Origin of the sequence: Microcystis sp. CS-574 (assembly GCF_028329095.1) — a bacterium.
GTDB classification, from domain to species: domain Bacteria; phylum Cyanobacteriota; class Cyanobacteriia; order Cyanobacteriales; family Microcystaceae; genus Microcystis; species Microcystis ichthyoblabe_A.
In genome coordinates this window covers 1-19,394 of sequence record NZ_JAQMSY010000014.1, presented here as the reverse complement: position 1 = coordinate 19,394, position 19,394 = coordinate 1, and the positions used below count along the sequence as shown (strand labels likewise).

Here is a 19,394-nt window from a genome sequence, read left to right as displayed (position 1 = left end):
GTTTTTGGCTGAATTTGAGTCGAATAGTTCTTTTTATAATATCCCCCTAGCCTTGCGTTTAGAGGGAAACCTGAACTCAGAAATCTTAATCCAGAGTTTAGAAGAAATTTGTGATCGCCACGAAGCTTTACGCACCAACTTTATTACCGTTGATGGTATCCCTACCCAAGTTATACAGACACGAACCTGGACAGTTACGGTTGTGGATTTACAGCATTTATCTAGCAGTGAACAAGCAATTGCCTCCCAAGAGTTAGCACAAAATCAAGCGATTCAACCCTTTGACTTAGCTGGTGAACCCTTAATCAGAATCACTTTATTGGTGTTATCTGAAACGGAACATCTCTTATTAGTCTGTATGCACCATATTGTCAGTGATGGCTGGTCAATGGAGGTATTTCTTCAGGAACTAACCGCCCTCTATAATGCTTATATTCAGGGTTTATCTTCGCCTCTAAATCCCCTATCTATCCAGTATGGAGATTTTACCCTTTGGCAAAGACAATGGCTGCAGGGAGAGGTATTGCAACAGCAACTAGATTACTGGCAAAAACAGTTAGCCGGCGCACCGGCCCTCCTATCTTTACCAACAGATAGACCTCGACCCAATCAACAAAGTTTTGCTGGGGGACATTTACCCTTTAGCCTTTCTTGGGAATTAACCGAAAAACTGACCCAATTAACCCAGGAACAGGGTGTCACCTTATTTATGACCCTGTTAACCGCTTATGCTGTCTTACTTTACCGTTATACAGAACAGGAAGACATCTTAATTGGTACTCCCATTGCTAACCGTAATCGCAGTGAAATTGAAGGTTTAATCGGCTTTTTTGTCAATACTTTGGTCTTGCGAATTGACTTGTCAGGTAAGCCCAATTTTAATCAGTTATTGGGTCGAGTACGGGAAATGGCAATGGATGCCTATGCTCATCAGGATTTGCCCTTTGAAATGTTAGTAGAAGTCCTACAAACTGAACGAGATTTAAGTCACGCACCTTTATTTCAAGTGGATTTTCTGCTGCAAAATAGTCCCCCGTCTCCCTTAGAACTAACAGGATTAACTGCCACTCCCCTCACCACGGAAAATGACACCGCCAAATTTGATCTAACCCTGGGTATGGAGAATACCGGTGCAGAATTAAAAGGCGTATGGGAATATAATACCGATTTATTTGATCGCAGCACCATTGAGCGATTAACAGGAAATTTCATCACCTTGCTAGAAGCATTGGTTGTTAACCCGCAGCAGCCAATTTTCCAACTACCATTATTAACCGAAGTAGAGGCAAAAGAATTATTAAAAGACTGGAATGCCACCGAAAAAGCATATCCTTTCCATCAATGTATTCATCAATTATTTGAAGAACAAGCAGCACGAACACCGGCTGCAGTAGCAGTGGTCTTTGAAGGTCAAGAATTAACCTATCAAGAATTAAATATTCAGGCAAATAAATTAGCCCATTATTTACAATCTTTGGGGGTAAATTCAGAAGTTTTAGTTGGCATTTATCTAGAGCGGTCGCTGTTAGTTATTGTCGGATTATTGGCAGTTCTCAAAGCTGGAGGAGCCTATATACCTTTAGATCCAGATTATCCCCAGCAACGGTTGACTTATATGGCAGAAGATGCCCAAATTTCTCTACTGCTAACTCAAGAAAGTTTACTCGATTCTTTGCCAGTAGAAGATGTGGGGGTAATTGTCTTAGATAAATTAGCCGAGATTTTGACAGTTCAAAGTCCAGAAAATCCCCTCAGTGAAGTGGTTCCAGAAAATCTACTATGCCTATTATATACATCTGGTTCAACCGGTAAACCTAAAGGAGTGATGTTAACTCATGCGGCCTTAGTTAATCATAGTTGGGGCATTAGTGAAGTATTCGGTTTAACAGAATCTGATCGCGTTTTACAGTTTGCTTCCTTTGGTTTTGATGTCGCTGCGGAAGAAATTTTCCCCACCTGGTTAAAAGGTGGCACAGTGGTCTTAAGACCAGGGCAAATGTTCCCAACTTTGACTGATTTTGCCGATTTTATCGAACAAGAAAGCCTCACCGTTTTAAATATTACCCCTGCCTATTGGCATGAATGGGCAATCGCCGTTTCCCAATCATTAGCTACTGTACCATCCAGTCTGCGGGTTGTCGCCGTGGGAGGGGATGCAGTGTTACCAGAAACCGTCAATATTTGGCGACAAATGGTCGGAAAACGGGTTCAATGTATTAATGTATATGGCCCCACAGAAGCGTCTGTAACCGCCATAGTTCATGACTTGCTAGATTATCAGTCAGAAAAAATCAATTCAGTGCTGATTGGTCGTCCCATTGCTAATACCAAAGCATATATCTTGGATCAAAATCTGCAACCTGTACCCATTGGCGTGAAGGGAGAATTGCATTTATGCGGTGTTCGTTTAGCGCGGGGTTATCTGAATCGTCCCGAATTGACTGCTGAAAAATTTATTGACAATCCCTTTGCTAATGCACCTTTCAATCGGTTGTATAAAACGGGAGATTTAGCGCGTTATTTACCCGATGGTAATATTGAATGTTTTGGACGGATTGACAATCAGGTTAAAATTCGCGGATTCCGTATTGAGTTAGGAGAAATTGAAGCGGTAATTAACCAAAATATTGATGTACAAACATCTTGTGTGATTATTCGGGAAGATACTCCGGGGGATAAATATTTAGTCGCCTACATAGTAGCTCATTACGAACGCATACCGATGATTAGTGAACTGCGTCAGTTTCTGTCCAGTAAATTGCCTTTGTATATGGTTCCTCAAGCTTTTGTTTTTCTGGAATCTTTACCCCTTACTACTAATCGTAAGGTAGATCGTCGCGCTTTACCCGCACCAGATAAGATAGGGAATCGCCGGGATCAATATGTAGCACCACGCAATGGAATTGAAGAGATGTTGGTGCAAATTTGGACAGAGATACTCAAAATAGAGCAAGTGGGAATTTATGATAATTTCTTTGAAATTGGCGGCCATTCTCTCCTCGCAACTCAATTAGTTTCTCGGATTCGGAGTTTATTTAAAATAGAACTACCTTTGCGGAGTTTATTTGGTGCAGCTACGGTAGCCGAATTAGCGCATCTTATTGGACAATTACAGCAGCAAAATCTGACGCTAACAGTCCCCCCGATTTTACCGAGAACTAAGGATACAGAACTACCTCTATCTTTTGCTCAACAGCGTTTATGGTTTTTAGATCAATTGCAACCAAATAGTGCTTTATACAATATACCGATGGTGTTGCATTTCCGAGGCAACCTCAATCAAAAGGCCTTAGAACAAAGTTTACTAGAAATCTGTGATCGCCATGAAGTATTACGGACTAATTTTGTCACGATTGATGGACAACCGACTCAGATTATTCAAACAACAAGGGAGACAATATCGGTCGTTGATTTACAAGATTTACCCATCCATAAACAAGAAGAAAAAACACAGCAATTAAAGCAAAAACAAGCCACTCAACCCTTTGATTTAGCCAAAGAATCCTTAATCAGAATCACTTTAGTGGTGCTATCGGAGACGGAACATTTCTTATTAGTGTGTATGCACCACATTATTAGTGATGGTTGGTCAATAGAAGTATTTATTCACGAACTGACCAGCTTATATAATGCTTACACTCAAAATCATCCCGCAAATTTAGCTCCTTTACCGATTCAGTATGCAGATTTTGCACTCTGGCAAAAACAATGGTTACAAGGGGATGTCCTGCAAACTCAATTAAATTACTGGCAAAATCAACTAACAGCTGCACCCCCTTTATTATCGCTTCCCACAGACCACCCTCGGCCTGCGGTGCAAAGCTTTGTCGGTACTCAGCAAGAATTTTCCCTTTCCCCCAAACTTAGCCAAGCTTTGACTGAATTGAGTCGCCAACAAGGGGTGACATTATTTATGACGCTGTTGGCTGCTTTTGATGCTTTACTGTATCGTTATACAGGGTCAAGTGATATTTTGGTAGGAACTCCCATCGCTAATCGTAATCGCGGCGAAATTGAGGGTTTAATCGGCTTCTTTGTTAATACTTTAGTGATGCGGACGGATTTATCAGATAATCCGAGTTTTAGTCAGTTATTAACCCGTGTTCGGGAAGTGACAATGGATGCTTACGCGCATCAAGACTTACCCTTTGAAATGTTAGTCGAAGCGTTGCAACCAGAACGGGATTTGAGCCATACTCCCCTATTTCAAGTCGCTTTTGTCCTGCAAAATACACCTAAGTCTGAGATTGCAATGACGGGATTAACGGTGACAGATTTGCCACCAGAAAATACCACAGCTAAGTTTGATTTAACCTTAGCTATGGTTAGCACAGATGATGGCTTAAAAGGTGTCTGGGAATATAATACTGATTTGTTTGAGAGTAGCACTATTGAGCAATTATCAGGGCATTTTCTCAACTTATTAGGGGGAATTGCGGCTAATCCTCAAGCGCGGATTTCCCAATTACCCTTACTGACAGAAAGTGAGACTAATCAGTTATTAATTGAGTGGAACAATACTCAAGTTGACTATCCTGAGTATAAGTGTATTCATCAGTTATTTGAGGAGCAAGTTGAACGGACTCCTAATGCTGTAGCAGTAACTTATGAAAATGAATCCTTAACTTATCGAGAATTAAATAATCGTGCTAATCAATTAGCTCATTATTTGCGGAAATTAGGAGTAAAACCAGATGAATTAGTGGGGATTTGTCTAGAACGTTCTTTAGACATGATTGTAGGATTATTGGCTATTCTTAAAGTCGGTGGAGCTTATGTTCCTATTGACCCAGATTATCCCCAAGAACGCATTAGCTTCATGCTCCAAGATACCCAAGTTAAAATACTGTTAACCTGCGAATCTTTACAGAATTCCTTGCCAAATCATCAGGCTATTGTTATCTGTTTAGATAAAGATTGGCCACAAATTAATCAGACAAGTCAGGAGAATCTTAACAGCGCGGTTTCTGCGGCTAATTTAGCCTACGTTATTTATACTTCTGGTTCTACAGGTAAACCTAAAGGTGTTGAGGTTATTCATCGTAGCGTTAATCGTCTTTTGTTTGGCGTAAATTATGCACATCTAGATGCAACACAAAGATTTTTACAAATGGCTCCCATTGCTTTTGACGCTTCTACCTTTGAGATTTGGGGTGCTTTATTACATGGTGCGAGATGTGTGATTTTTACGGAAGATATTCCTACCGCTACAAGTTTAAGAAATGCAATAGACAAACATGGCATTACTATTTTATGGCTAACGGCTGCTTTGTTCAATAAGATTATTGACGATAATTCCCAAGCTTTATCAGGAATTAAACAGCTACTAATTGGTGGAGAAGCACTTTCAGTTGCTCATGTTCATAAAGCACTGGAAACTTTGCCATTGACGCAAATTATTAATGGATATGGACCAACAGAAAGTACAACTTTTACCTGTTGCTATCCTATTCCTAAACAACTAGAGGCAACAATAAAGTCAATTCCCATTGGTTGTCCAATCTCCAACACACAGGTTTACATTTTAGATAACTATCTCCAACCTGTCCCGATTGGTGTAGTAGGAGAATTACATATTGCTGGTGCAGGATTAGCCAAAGGTTATCTTAACCGTCCCGAATTAACCCAAGAAAAATTTATTCCTAATCCTTTTGAGAAGGATGAAGTGATCCCCCCAACCCCCCTTAATAAGGGGGGCAATGAGCCGTCAAAATTATATAAAACGGGAGACTTAGCCCGTTATTTACCCGATGGTAATATTGAGTATTTAGGACGCATTGACAATCAAGTTAAGATTCGGGGTTTTCGGATTGAATTAGGAGAAATTGAATCGTTACTCAACCAAAATGAGGCGGTACAGTCTTCTTGTGTGATTGTTCGTGAAGATAATCTAGGGGATAAACGCTTAGTTGCTTACGTTGTACCGCAACTCGAAATCAACCTGACAATTAACGAAATACGGCAATTTTTGCGAGCAAAATTACCTGATTATATGGTTCCAACTGCGTTTGTCCTTCTTGATACTTTCCCCTTAACTCCCAATGGCAAAATAGACCGCCGTGCTTTACCTGTTCCCGATTTACAGAGCCAAGGTGAATATATAGCTCCCCGTAACCCCATTGAAGAAAAAATGGCGCAGATTTGGGCTGAGGTACTGAAATTAAAACGAGTCAGTATTGAGGATAATTTCTTTGAATTAGGTGGACATTCTCTGTTGGCAACTCAAGTTATTTCTCGATTACAGGAAACCTTTGAGATTGTTTTACCCTTGCGTTATCTGTTTGAATCCCCAACCATTGCTCAGTTAAGTGCGGTAATTTTAAAAGAACTGCAAACAGGTTTAGGGTTAAAACTACCATCAATTGTACCCGTTAATCGAGAGTATGATATTCCCCTATCCTGGGCCCAGGAACGTCTCTGGTTTGTGAATCAATTAGAAGGAGAAAGTGGGGCTTATACTATTGATTTAACGATGCGTTTGCGGGGAAATCTCAATATTAAAGCCTTAGAAAAAGCTTTCCAGGCAATTATTCAACGCCATGAACCCCTACGGACTCAGTTTAAGCTCAAAGATAACAAACCAATACAAGCGATTGATCCTAATGTAACCTTCACCTTACCAGTTGTCAATCTGCAAAACCTCAGTCATTCTGAGCAACAGGTAAAAAACCTGTTATTAGCAGCAGCATCCGAACCCTTTGATCTCGAATCAGGGTCAGTATTACGAGTCAAATTATGGCAAGTCAAGACAGAGGAATATGTACTATTATTAGCCATTCACCATATTGCGGCGGATGGTTGGTCAATAGGTGTTTTAGTTGACGAATTATCGGTCTATTATCGAAGTTTCTGCACTGGGACAAAAGCAGATTTACCTGATTTATCAATACAGTATGCTGACTTTGCCCTGTGGCAGCGTCAATGGTTAACCAATGAAGTATTAGACCGTCAATTAAGCTACTGGAAGCAACAATTAACCGGGATTCCCCTACTACACCAACTTCCCACAGACCGTCCCCGGCCAGCAATCCAAAGTTTTCGCGGAGGGACGGAGCGACTGCAACTAGATAGTCAACTAACGCAACAATTGAAAAAACTTAGTCAAGAGTCCGGTAGCACTCTTTTTATGACATTACTAGCGGGTTTTGCTGTGTTACTATCTCGTTATAGTCAACAAACAGATGTGGTAATTGGTTCACCAATTGCTAACCGTAACCGCACCGAAATTGAAGGGTTAATCGGCTTTTTTGTCAATAGTTTAGTGTTAAGATTTGATTTATCTCAAGACCCTACCTTTGAGGATTTTCTCGCGCAGGTCAGACAAACTACTCAAGATGCTTACGACCATCAAGATTTACCCTTCGAGATGTTAGTCGAAAAATTACAAATTGAGCGCCATTTAGATCGTAATCCTTTAACACAGATAGTTTTTGCCCTTCAGAATGCTCCTAGTTCTCCCTGGGATTTACCCGGAGTAAACATTGAGGAGATACCATCGGGATTTGATTCAGTCAGGGTTGACTTAGAAGTTTACCTCTGGGATGCACCGGAAGGATTAGGCGGTTTTTGCTCTTATAACAGGGATTTATTTGATGCTGAAACTATTGTCCGCCTGATGAATCATTTTAAGACTTTGTTGGCGGCAATTGTGGAAAATCCCCGTCAATCAGTAGCTTCACTACCCTTATTAACCCCAGAGGAAGAGTATCAACTATTAGAGGAGTGGAATGAGACAAAAGCTGATTACTCCTATAACAAGTGTATTCATCAATTAATTGAGGAACAAGCAGCGCGTACCCCTGATGGAGTAGCAGTAGTCTTTGAAAATCAACAGTTGACCTATGCAGAATTAAATAGTCGGGCCAATCAACTAGCTCACTATTTACGCTCTTTAGGTGTAGAAACCGAGGTAATAGTCGGTTTATGTGTAGAGCGCTCTTTAGACATGATTGTGGCATTAATAGCCATCCTTAAAGCCGGTGCTGCCTATCTACCCCTTGACCCAGAATATCCTCAAGAACGCCTACAATTTATGTTAGAGGATAGTCAAGTCCCCTTATTACTAACCCAAAGTTCCCTGATTGATAAACTCCCAAATCATCAAGCTAAAACTGTATTTTTAGCTGAAATTTGGCAAGAAATTAAACCAATGAACCGGGATAATTTGACGGGGAAGGTAACAGCTTCTAATTTAGCTAATGTGATTTATACTTCTGGTTCTACGGGTAAACCTAAAGGGGTGATGGTTGAACATCAAGGGTTGTGTAACCTTGCTCTGGCGCAAATTCAGACTTTTGCTGTGTCTTCTCAGAGTCGAGTGCTTCAGTTTGCTTCTTTTAGTTTTGATGCCTGTATTTGGGAAGTTTTGATGGCTTTGGGAGCAGGAGCGAGACTTTATCTGGCAAGTAAAGAAAATTTAATGCCCGGTTTACCCTTAATCAAGCAATTACGGGAGAATAAGATTACTCATATTACTCTACCGCCATCAGCTTTAGCGGTTCTGTCTTGGGAAAATCTTTCCTCTCTGCAAACTATTATTGTCGCCGGGGAAGCTTGTTCTCCTGAATTGGTGAAAAAATGGTCACAGGGACGAAATTTCTTTAATGGTTATGGACCCACCGAAGGAAGTGTTTGTGCAACGGTAGCTAAATGTACGCCGGTTGATGAAAAAATAACTATTGGTCGGCCAATTCCTCATGTGCAGGTTTATATTTTAGACTCGCATTTACAACCAGTTCCTATCGGTGTACCCGGGGAATTACATATCGGAGGAGCAGGGGTAGCCAGAGGTTATTTGAATCGCCCAGAATTGACAGCAGAGAAATTTATCTCTAACCCGTTTGTCTCCCTTGATCCCCCCCTAACCCCCCTTGATAAGGGGGGAGAGCAGCCGTCAAAATTATACAAAACGGGAGATTTAGCTCGTTATTTACCTGATGGAAAAATTGAATATCTGGGACGAATTGACAATCAGGTTAAAGTAAGGGGTTTCCGCCTTGAATTAGGGGAAATTGAAGCAGTTTTGAGCCAACATCCCCTAGTACAAGAAGCGGTTGTGATAGCTCGCGCTGATCAGGCAAGTGATCATGATCAAGACCAGCTTAATACTAATTTGGTAGCCTACTTAGTTCCGGCTCTCAAGGGTCAAGTATTGCCCGAACAGCTTGCTCAATGGCAGAGTGAATATGTTAGTGATTGGCAAAAGATTTACGAAGAATCCTACAGTAAACCCCAACCTCAAACCGAGGATCCCACTTTTAATATTAGTGGTTGGAATAGTAGTTATACGGGACAAGCTATTCCCGATGCAGAAATGCAGGAATGGGTTGATCAGACAGTGAGCCGAATTTTAGGAAATCAACCACCGCAACGAGTGTTAGAAATTGGTTGCGGAAGTGGATTATTGCTATTCCGTGTGGCGAAACATTGTCAGGAATATTGGGGAGCAGATTATTCCGCTGCTACTATTAATAACCTAGAACATTTATGTAGCACAATTGAGGGTTTAGAGGGCAAAGTAAAATTATTACACCGAACAGCCGATGATTTTACTGGCATTCCCCAAGCTACTTTCGATCGAGTAGTAATTAACTCTGTGGTTCAGTATTTCCCTAGTGTGGATTATCTATTACAAGTTATCGCAGGAGCAGTCAAGGCGATTGCGGATCGGGGTAAGATTTTCTTAGGTGATATCCGTAGTTTGCCCTTACTAGAGCCTTACCATGCGGCGGTACAGTTAGCTCGTGCCGAAGCTAATAAAACCCTTGAACAATGGCAAAAACAGGTGAATCAAAGTGTAGCTACCGAAGAAGAATTGTTAATTGAACCTCAGTTCTTTATCGCGCTTAAACAACGCTTTCCGCGAATTTCTTGGGTAGAAATTGCACCGAAACGGGGTCAGGCTGACAATGAGTTAATCCAATTCCGCTATGATGTTACTTTACATCTGGATACTGATGGGCAAAAAACGACAATTCCTTGGCTAAATTGGCAGCGGGATCGGTTTTCTTTAGCGCAACTGCAAGATAAACTAAAACTGGAACAACCAGAATATTTAGGCATCAGAGATGTACCCAATCAACGATTACAAAAGGCACTACAAATTTTAGACTGTTTAGAAAATCCTCCTGGGGTAACAACGGTGGGAGAATTGCGGCAATTGTTAGCAAAAAATACCAGAATAGGGATTAATCCTGAGCAAATGTGGCAACTGGGAGAACAGTTAGGTTACACTGTTCATCTCAGTTGGTGGGAAGGTAGTCAAGATGGTTCTTTCGATGTGGTTTTCTGTCGCCAGAATGCCATCCTAGAACCGATAATAAATAAAATTGATCAACAACCATACCCCAATTTTTGGGATGATGAGACGATTATTCCCAAATCCTGGACTGATTATACGAATAATCCCCTATATGGTAAATTAGTCCAGAAGTTAGTGCCACAGGTGCGGGAATTTGTCCAACAAAAGCTACCTAGTTATATGGTTCCCCAGGCTTTTGTTTTGCTTAATACCCTACCCTTGACTCCTAATGGTAAAGTAGATCGGCAGGCTTTGCCTACACCCGATACAGCTACACGCAATTTAGCTACGGGATTTCTCGCACCTCGTACCCCGATTGAAACTCAAATGTCTCAAATTTGGAGTGAAGTTTTGGGGGTCGAACGTATTGGAATTAAGGATAATTTCTTTGAATTGGGAGGACATTCTTTGTTAGCGACTCAGGTTATTTCCCGTTCCCGCGATCTTTTCTCGGTGGAATTGTCTTTACAAAATCTGCTGGAATACCCAACTATCGCTAATTTAGCCCAAATTATTGAAGTTCTTACCGTTGCACCGGGAGAAACAGCTATGACTGAAACCTTAGAAGATTATGAGGAAGGTGAACTATGAAAACAGTTAAAGTTTTAGCTGATATCAATAGTTTAGCAAGACAGTTAAAACGGCAAAGGACAAATATTGATCCTAGTCAATGGCAATCTGATGTACTTTTACATCCTCAGGGCAAACTTCGTGATTTAGAGCTAATTTAACAACAACTTTGGAGGCAATTGGTAAGTGAAAGTAGGAGATTTTTTAGCGTATTTGAAGGGTTTAGACATTAAACTATGGCTGGAAGGCGAAAAACTTCGTTTTCAGGCTCCCAAAGGGGTTATGACCCCAGAAATTAAAGAAGAAATCGCCGCCAAAAAACCTGAAATTTTGGACTTTTTAAGAGCGGCAAAAATCCCAACTAATACTGTTGATTTAGAGATTATTCCCGTGTCACGGGATCAGGATTTACCCCTCTCTTTTGCTCAACAACGACTCTGGTTTCTGCAGCAACTTTCTCCCGATAGTCATTCCTATAATCTGTTGGACGCTTTGCGGTTAGAAGGAAACCTCAATCTATTAGCTTTAGAACAAAGTCTCAGTGAACTGATTCGCCGTCATGAAATTTTAAGAACCACTTTTCCTATGGTAGAAGGGCAACCAATTCAGCGCATTGCTCCCCCTTCAACCGTAAGTTTACCCCTGGAAGATTTACAAGGTTTATCAAAGAATGAACAAACAGAACATCTGCAAGAAATAGCGATTGCTTTCTCCTTAAAACCCTTTAATCTAGCCAAGGAATCATTAGTCCAATTTAAGTTACTTAAACTGGGTTCCCAAGAGTATGTATTGCTGTTGAAGATGCACCATATTATTTACGATGGTTGGTCTTTGAGCATCTTCTTTGATGAATTATCTCAACTTTATGCGGCCTTTGTCCAGGGTTTGCCTTCCCCTCTCGCTAAATTATCGATTCAATACGCCGATTTTGCTGTATGGCAACGTCAATGGCTCACCGGTGAAGTCTTGGAACGTCAACTTAATTACTGGCAAAAACAGTTACAAGATGCACCTACTATTTTAGAATTGCCGACGGATTATCCCCGTCCTCCAATTCCTAGTTTCCGGGGTGATGGGCAGGTTTTTCGCCTGAATCAAGACTTAACACAACGCCTCAAACGGTTAAGTCAAAAGTCAGGAGCAACGCTATTTATGACTTTACTGGCGGCCTTTTTTGTCCTAATTTCTCGTTATAGTGGTCAATTAGATGTTTTGGTGGGTTCTCCCATCGCTAATCGTAATAGTTCGGCAATTGAGAAATTAATGGGCTTTTTTGCCAATACTTTGGCTTTAAGGGGTGATATGTCGGGAAATCCGAGTTTTCTGGAGTTATTAGAACGAGTAAAGCAAACAACTTTATCAGCTTATGCTCATCAAGATTTGCCTTTTGAAATGTTAGTAGAAAAATTACAATTAAACCGAGATTTAAGTCATAATCCTTTGATACAGGTGATGTTTTCTCTGCAAAATACTCCCCAATCTGAGGCCAGTTTATCTGGCTTAAAGATGGAGAGTTTGCCTTTATCTGTTGAGCTTAAAGCGCGATTTGATTTAGAGGTAAATTTTTGGGAAGTTTCTGATCGTTTAGAAGCGGTTTGGTGTTATAGTACGGATTTGTTTGCTGCCCCCACTATTAACCAAATGGGTCAACATTTTCAGAATCTCTTAACTGCGATTGCAGCTAATCCCAATATGGGAATTTTTGAGTTATCGATGTTAAGTGATGAAGAACGTTATCAATTGTTATCATTGTGGAACGAAACTCACACAGATTATCCCTCTGATCAATGTATTCATCAGTTATTTGAGGAACAGGTAAAACGCACACCCAACGCGGTAGCGGTGGTTTGTTCCCAGCAACAATTAACCTACAATGAATTAAATTGTCGTGCTAATCAATTAGCTCATTATCTGCGGAAATTAGGCGTAAAACCAGATGAATTAGTGGGGATTTGTCTAGAGCGTTCCTTAGACATGATTGTAGGATTATTGGCTATTCTTAAAGTCGGTGGAGCTTATGTTCCTATTGACCCAGATTATCCCCAAGAACGCATTAGCTTCATGCTCCAAGATACCCAGGTTAAAATAATATTAACCTGCGAATCTTTACAGAATTCCTTGCCAAATCATCAGGCTATTGTTATCTGTTTAGATAAAGATTGGCCACAAATTAATCAGACAAGTCAGGAGAATCTGAACAGCACAGTTTCTGCGGATAATTTAGCCTACGTTATTTATACTTCTGGTTCTACAGGAATACCCAAGGGTGTTATCGTCACTCATCAAGCAGTTAATCGACTGGTATTAAATACTAATTACATCCAGTTTACTCCTGATGACCGGGTTGTGCAAGCGTCTAATATTGCTTTTGATGCCGCTACTTTTGAAATTTGGGGGGCTTTACTTAACGGTGCTAAGATTATTATTATCGCTAAATCAGTTTTGCTCTCACCCCAAGAATTGGCACTAAGCTTAAAGGAAAATCAGATTAGTGTCTTATTTTTAACCACAGCACTTTTTAATCAGTTAGCCAATTTAGTTCCGCAAGCTTTTAGTAGCTTACGATGCTTACTATTTGGGGGTGAAGCAGTTGAACCAAAATGGGTACAAGAGGTACTAGAAAAAGGTGCGCCACAACGGTTGCTTCATGTCTATGGGCCAACGGAAAATACAACGTTTTCTTCCTGGTATTTAGTGGAAAACGTAGCTTCTACAGCCACAACTATTCCCATTGGTAAAGCGATTGCCAATACCCAAATCTATTTGCTGGATAAAAATCTCCAACCTGTCCCGATTGGTGTAGTAGGAGAATTACATATTGGTGGTATGGGATTAGCCAAAGGTTATCTCAACCGTCCCGAATTAACCCAAGAAAAATTTATTCCTAATCCTTTTGAGAAGGATGAAGTGAGCCCCCCAACCCCCCTTAATAAGGGGGGCAATGAGCCGTCAAAATTATATAAAACGGGAGACTTGGCTCGTTATTTACCCGATGGTAATATTGAATATGTAGGACGGATTGACAATCAAGTAAAAATTCGCGGCTTCCGTATTGAATTGGGAGAAATTGAGGCTGTACTTAGTCAAAATCAGGCGGTACAGTCTTCCTGTGTGATTGTTCGTGAAGACAATCCCGGGGAAAAACAGTTAGTTGCCTATATTGTACCTAAGCTAGGAGTAAAGCTAACAAGTGGCGATTTGCGTCAATTTCTTAGCCATAAATTGCCCGGTTATATGGTTCCTGGTGCTTTTGTGATGCTGGAGTTTTTCCCTTTAACAGCTAACGGAAAAATTGATCGCCGTGCGTTAAAAGCTCCTAGTAATACCAGTGATTCAGACAGATTTATTGAAGCGCGTAATCAGTTAGAATTAAACCTCGTGCAAATCTGGTCAAAAGTGCTAAAGATTGACAAAATTAGCGTGCATGATAACTTTTTTGACCTCGGTGGTCATTCCCTTTTAGCTCCTTATTTAATCACCCAAATTAAAGAACAGTTAGGCAAGGAAATTGCCGTAACTACAATATTTCAAAACCCAACTATTGAACAGTTAGCGACTATTATCGAAACCGATGCAGATTCCTCTAACCAGTCTTGTTTGGTTCCCATTCAACCCCAGGGTTCAAAGCCTCCTTTCTTCTGTGTTCCAGGCGCCGGGGGACGACCATTTTATTTTTACCATTTAGGACGTTGTTTAGGAAAAGATCAACCTTTCTACAGTTTTGAAAATGATCTCTATCAACAGTTTGGAGAAATCACTCGTATTGAGGATATAGCCAGTATTTATCTTCAAGCCATGCAAGATTTACAGCCCCAGGGTCCCTACTTTTTGGGAGGACATTCCTACGGTGGTAATGTGGCTTTTGAAATGGCTCAACAGTTGGTTAATCAGGGTCAACAAGTGGCATTACTAGCAATAATTGATTCTTCAGCACCAACTTATAAAGATAAACAAATTTTGCTAGATTATATTGATTGGGATCATGCGCGATGGTTAGCTGAAGTCAGTAAAGGTATCGAAGTTTATTTAGATAAAACCATCGATATTTCCTATGAAACTCTTCAATCCTTAACAGTGGAGGAACAATTAAAATACGCCTTAAACTTTTTTAAACTGGCTAATATGCTTCCTCCCAATGCGGAAACTACGCAGCTTGAAAAAATTGTCCAAGCCTATAAAACTAGCTGTTTATGTCTGATTGATTATCTCCCTAAACAGATTTATCCTGGTAAAATTACGATTATACGGGCCGGGGAGGAATTAGCTGATGATCCAAATAAAGATTTAATAGCTGGAGATTGCGAGGATTCCTCTTTAGGCTGGAGTGAATTTTCTACAGAGCCAGTTGAGATTCATTTCGTACTAGGAAATCATGTCTCGATTATGGTGGAACCCCATGTCCAGATTTTAGCCGAAGAGTTAAAAGTTTGCCTTGAGATTTGATACCAAACCCGTTTTTAAGACTATGGTTAACTGCCAATTCAACTTGAAAAACTCAGTTATCAATTGTTTCTCCCCAATCTCCTGTATCTTTTAAACAGGATTTAATCTAAGAACTGACGATTTTCTACAAGTTGTGTGAATGGTAAGACTAATGTAAAATGCTGCAAGGCATCTGATTGCTAGACAGCCAATTTGTATTCTTTTGCCTTACCATGGATTTTATATGACTGAAATCCCGACCAACCAATCCAACTTAGTGATTTTAGGAGTCTCATCAATGACGGAAACTACTGAAACGGCCATTCCCAATGATTTTCTCGGAATTAATCCCACAGAAATCAACAAAAAACTTGTCTCCTGGGGAATTTCTCTGGATGAAGTTGTTCAAAAACTTGCTTCTCTGGGACTCCCCGGCATTATTTTCATTATTGCTGTTGCCGCGTCCGGTGGTACTGCCTATCCGATGATTTACGCACTTTTTGGGTTAGGCGGTCCGCTGGGACTAATTGGTGGACTTGGGGTCTTAGGCCTCTCTACCATTATTGGCGACATTGTGACGGGTTATGGCATTGAGGCACTGCTTAAAACGGTCTATCTCAAACGTCGTGAAACAGAAACTCAAGAATATCTCATCAATGAGGTGGAAGGTTTGCCAATTTCTCAAGTTCTAAAACTTAACCTGAAAAAGGCTATTGAAGTAGAAATTGCTGCCGAAGAACCTGTTGCTCCCAAAGAAGTCGAAATTGCTGAAGAGTAGTTGTGACTTGACTAAGCACTTTCTCCCCCCGCTTCCCTCACCGGCAAATTGACTTTTTCAGCAAACCCTAAATACAACAAAAAACCGCCATAAATCTTACTCCTGCTTGACTTATGGCGGTGGTTGTTTTCTGTGTGAATTACTGAAAGCAATCTTTAAATTAATTAACTATCTTCCCAGTCAGAAGGCCATTTCCAAGTCCAAACGGGAGCGGGTTCAGAATCGGGGGGGGAATCGGGAGTCGGAGCCTCGTCTTGGTCCACAGATAAAAAACGAGCAAAGAAGGGGATTGCTTTACTTTGTTCGGTATTGGGATAATTCATGGTCATTCCTAGTTTTGAGTGGCAGCTTTTTCAAGCTAGCTGCGATTACCTTGCGATAGTAACATATATTGCCGTCTTACTCAAGTCAAATACTTGGTGAACTACCTACACTTCTCTTGCGGGTAAGTGTAGGTTTCCTAGCCAACAGATAGCGGAATCCTGGATTTCTTGCGTCCTCCCCTACCCTATCCGATTTCCAGTTGGCTATCGTTATTATCGATCTGACTGTCTAACAGTATTTGCGTAGGTTTCCATTTCCCATCCCTTGTTTGACAAGTACACACCAACCATACGGATTGCTCTCCATCCCCGAACTCAAGGTGACAATCTTGGCAGGTTTCTTGGAAGTTTTGATCCCCGAACTGCAATTCCCCATCTATATTACCGATATGGTCACTAAGCGTCAGTTCGGTGGGGAGCCATTCTCCATCGCGAGCTCGGCACTCAGCACTCAGGATTGTGCTGTCAGGGTCGTAGTTGATACTGCTACAAGTGTGCGAAAAATTAGGCATGACAACTCTGTGTGTTAAAAAACAATATGATTCAGCATAGTGCCTTAGCAGCCGACATTCCGCACCGCTTCATATACTTTTATATATTTTTACATTCCCCAAGATGTTTTGACGAAAAACCTTGATTGTAGAAACTACTATTGAGAAAAATTTCAATAATTGATTTTTTCTGAGAAAAAAATTTGCAATTCTTCACCTTGATAAAAATCTATGATTGTAGCTATAATCTTTACTGGCAAAGGATTGTAAGCAATATATTAGTAAAAATTATCAATTGAATGTTAAGAAGTGCGGAAAGTGGGTTCTACTAAGCCCAATCGTGTTAGACTAATGTAGTTTTTGCCGAAAGAGTTAAGTGAGTTTAACAATGGATAAAAATGAATGGATTAGTAGATTCGATGATTTAATTTGTAGTCCTTCGATTCGAGAGTTTTATGGTGAAAGAGAGTTTTTTAATGTCGGTTATTGGCTCTCCCATACCCAAGATCAACAGGAAGCATCCTCTACTCTGATGGAGAAACTTTTAGAATTTATTCCCAACAAACAGGGAACAATTCTTGATGTTGGCTGTGGTTTAGGAGCAACTACCCATTATCTTCTCAAATATTACCCATTGACAGCAATTGTGGGGATTAACATTTCTCCGACACAAATTGCCAGAAGTCTCTTGAATTTTCCCGAGGGTAAATTTCTGTTAATGGACGCAGTAGAGATGGATTTTGCCGATCATTCTTTTGAGCAAATTATTTGTGTAGAAGCGGCTTTTTATTTTAATACCAGGCGGCAATTCTTGCAAGAAGCTTGGCGAGTATTAAAGCCGGGGGGAACCTTAATTCTCTCAGATCTGAGTTTTGCCACAACAGAACTTTTAGGTGATTGGACAGTTCCCCAAGCAAACACGGTCAAAGATAGGGCAGAGTATCAAAATCTTTATCAACAGGCAGGGTTTAAAGATGTTCAATTTGTCGAGGTGACGGAGGAGTGCTGGTTCAGACATTTTCGCCATCTTAAGTCTTGGTTAACAGAGGAATTGCAATCAGGAAAATTAGACGAAGAGACCTATAATTTAAACATTAAGCCTCTGGATAATTTGCTAAGTTCCTCGGTCATAACTTATTGGTTAGTTGCTGCTCAAAAACCAGTCAATATGCTGTAATAAGTAGGTAGATGTTAAAAATTGTCAGACACCCCTTTATTAAGGTAGCAGGGGGGATCGGCATCCCCCTTACCAACGGGGGATTAAGGGGAGATCGAACCCAACATCTATCTTCAATTTAGTTGTCAGTTTTTCTTGAATTTTTGGAGACAAAAAAATGTTTGATTCCTTATCGGGTAAAAAAGTCGTTATTATTGGCGCAAGCTCCGGGATTGACCTAGCGATTGCTCAAAAATTGCTCTCCCTAGGGGCAAAAGTGGTGCTTTCCCATGCTTCTCAAGAGAAATTAGCTGCCGCCGTTGCCCTAATTTCCGGGGAGATTGAAGCCAAAACTGTTAATTTTTTACAAGAAGATTCTGTTAATACCTTTTTTGCAGAAATTGGCAACTTTGACCATTTAGTAGTCACCTCTCTGGGAGACAGAAATATGCCGCGAGCCTTATTAACTGAAATGACCACAGAAACGGCCCGGGGAGGTATGGAGAAATTCTGGGCAACCTTTTTAGCCGTGCGTGGCTCCCTGAAAACTTTGGCCAAGGACGGTTCTATTACCCTGACATCCAGCGTCACTATATTCAAATATTCCAAAATGGGCGGAATTTCCGTCATAGCCGCCGCTAATAGTGCCGTAGCCGTATTTGGACGCGCCCTCGCCCTAGAAATCGCTCCTATTCGCGTTAACGTTGTTGCCCCCGGATTAATAGAAGATACAAGTATCTGGAGCAGTCAAGGTGATTCAGAACGCTCGGACTTGAGCAAATGGGCGGTTTCTGCCCTACCTGTCGAACATTTAGGGCAACCCGAAGAAGTCGCCCTAGCAGTATTGAGTTTGATTATCAACCCCTATATGACAGGTGTGGTTTTACCTGTGGACGGTGGAGTTACTCTTTAAAAGAAATGGTGAAAAAAGACCGAGAAATCCTCGAGAACAAAAAATCTGGTGTCAGAGCAGAAAAGCGAAAATAACAAAGTGAGCAGAAAAATGCAGGAAAATTAATAAGTACCCTATCCCTTATAGGGATCTTTCTTAACAATTTTGTCAGTAAGTATTCTAACCCTTATCCTGACTTGATTTCAGTTTTTTCTTTGTCAGTAAGGGTGTCAACCAGGAATATTATAGATTGTTAACCGAGTCTTGAAAGCCCTGTGCTACAAAGGGTTAAAATGTTAAGAAAGATGTGACTAATGGATAGGACCGTATTCATAGTGATAGAGAGAGAAACGGTATATTAGAGAGATAATTTTTAATTTTTTCACTACTACCGAATCACCACCTTAAAATAATTAAGTAGGTAGGTGTTAAAAGTTGTCAGACACCCCCCTTATCAAGGGG

At 40.7% G+C, this 19,394-nt stretch carries 8 protein-coding genes; 6 read left to right on the top strand and 2 right to left on the bottom strand.

The window, feature by feature from the left end; all coding sequences use genetic code 11:
* The 4 genes from PN470_RS00885 to PN470_RS00870 form a co-directional block, all read left to right on the top strand.
* Nucleotides 1-10,891, top strand: a 10,891-nt coding sequence (locus tag PN470_RS00885) for a non-ribosomal peptide synthetase (protein WP_272103370.1), incomplete at its 5' end; no start/stop codon positions are given.
* Nucleotides 10,888-11,031 carry a hypothetical protein gene (locus PN470_RS00880; protein WP_162205112.1) on the top strand — a complete coding sequence of 48 codons (144 nt, stop codon included), beginning with the start codon at nt 10,888-10,890 and terminating at the stop codon, nt 11,029-11,031. The genes PN470_RS00885 and PN470_RS00880, both read left to right, overlap by 4 nt.
* Nucleotides 11,032-11,056: 25 nt before the next feature.
* The gene (locus tag PN470_RS00875) at nt 11,057-15,313 is read left to right on the top strand and encodes an amino acid adenylation domain-containing protein (RefSeq protein ID WP_271935099.1); all 4,257 of its coding nucleotides are present in this window, start codon (nt 11,057-11,059) and stop codon (nt 15,311-15,313) included.
* Nucleotides 15,314-15,590: 277 nt separating this feature from the next.
* A complete protein-coding gene (locus tag PN470_RS00870; protein WP_130756987.1) occupies nt 15,591-16,070 on the top strand; it encodes a hypothetical protein in 480 nt (159 codons plus the stop codon).
* Between the two features lie 164 nt (nt 16,071-16,234).
* On the opposite strand, the gene PN470_RS00865 is transcribed toward PN470_RS00870, so the two are convergent.
* Nucleotides 16,235-16,393: a microviridin/marinostatin family tricyclic proteinase inhibitor gene (locus PN470_RS00865; protein ID WP_041804430.1), complete on the bottom strand. Its 159-nt coding sequence runs from the start codon at nt 16,391-16,393 to the stop codon at nt 16,235-16,237.
* Nucleotides 16,394-16,578: 185 nt separating this feature from the next.
* Entirely contained in the window at nt 16,579-16,905 is a 327-nt protein-coding gene (locus PN470_RS00860; protein ID WP_103113029.1) for a CVNH domain-containing protein, read from the bottom strand.
* Nucleotides 16,906-17,272: 367 nt separating this feature from the next.
* On the opposite strand from PN470_RS00860, the gene PN470_RS00855 reads away from it, so the two are divergent.
* Together PN470_RS00855 and PN470_RS00850 are read left to right on the top strand one after the other, a co-directional pair.
* Nucleotides 17,273-18,061, top strand: coding sequence for a class I SAM-dependent methyltransferase (locus PN470_RS00855; protein WP_271935098.1), 789 nt, complete (start codon nt 17,273-17,275; stop codon nt 18,059-18,061).
* Between the two features lie 157 nt (nt 18,062-18,218).
* The gene (locus tag PN470_RS00850; protein WP_002750789.1) at nt 18,219-18,953 is read left to right on the top strand and encodes an SDR family oxidoreductase; all 735 of its coding nucleotides are present in this window, start codon (nt 18,219-18,221) and stop codon (nt 18,951-18,953) included.
* The last annotated feature ends 441 nt before the right edge of the window (nt 18,954-19,394 follow it).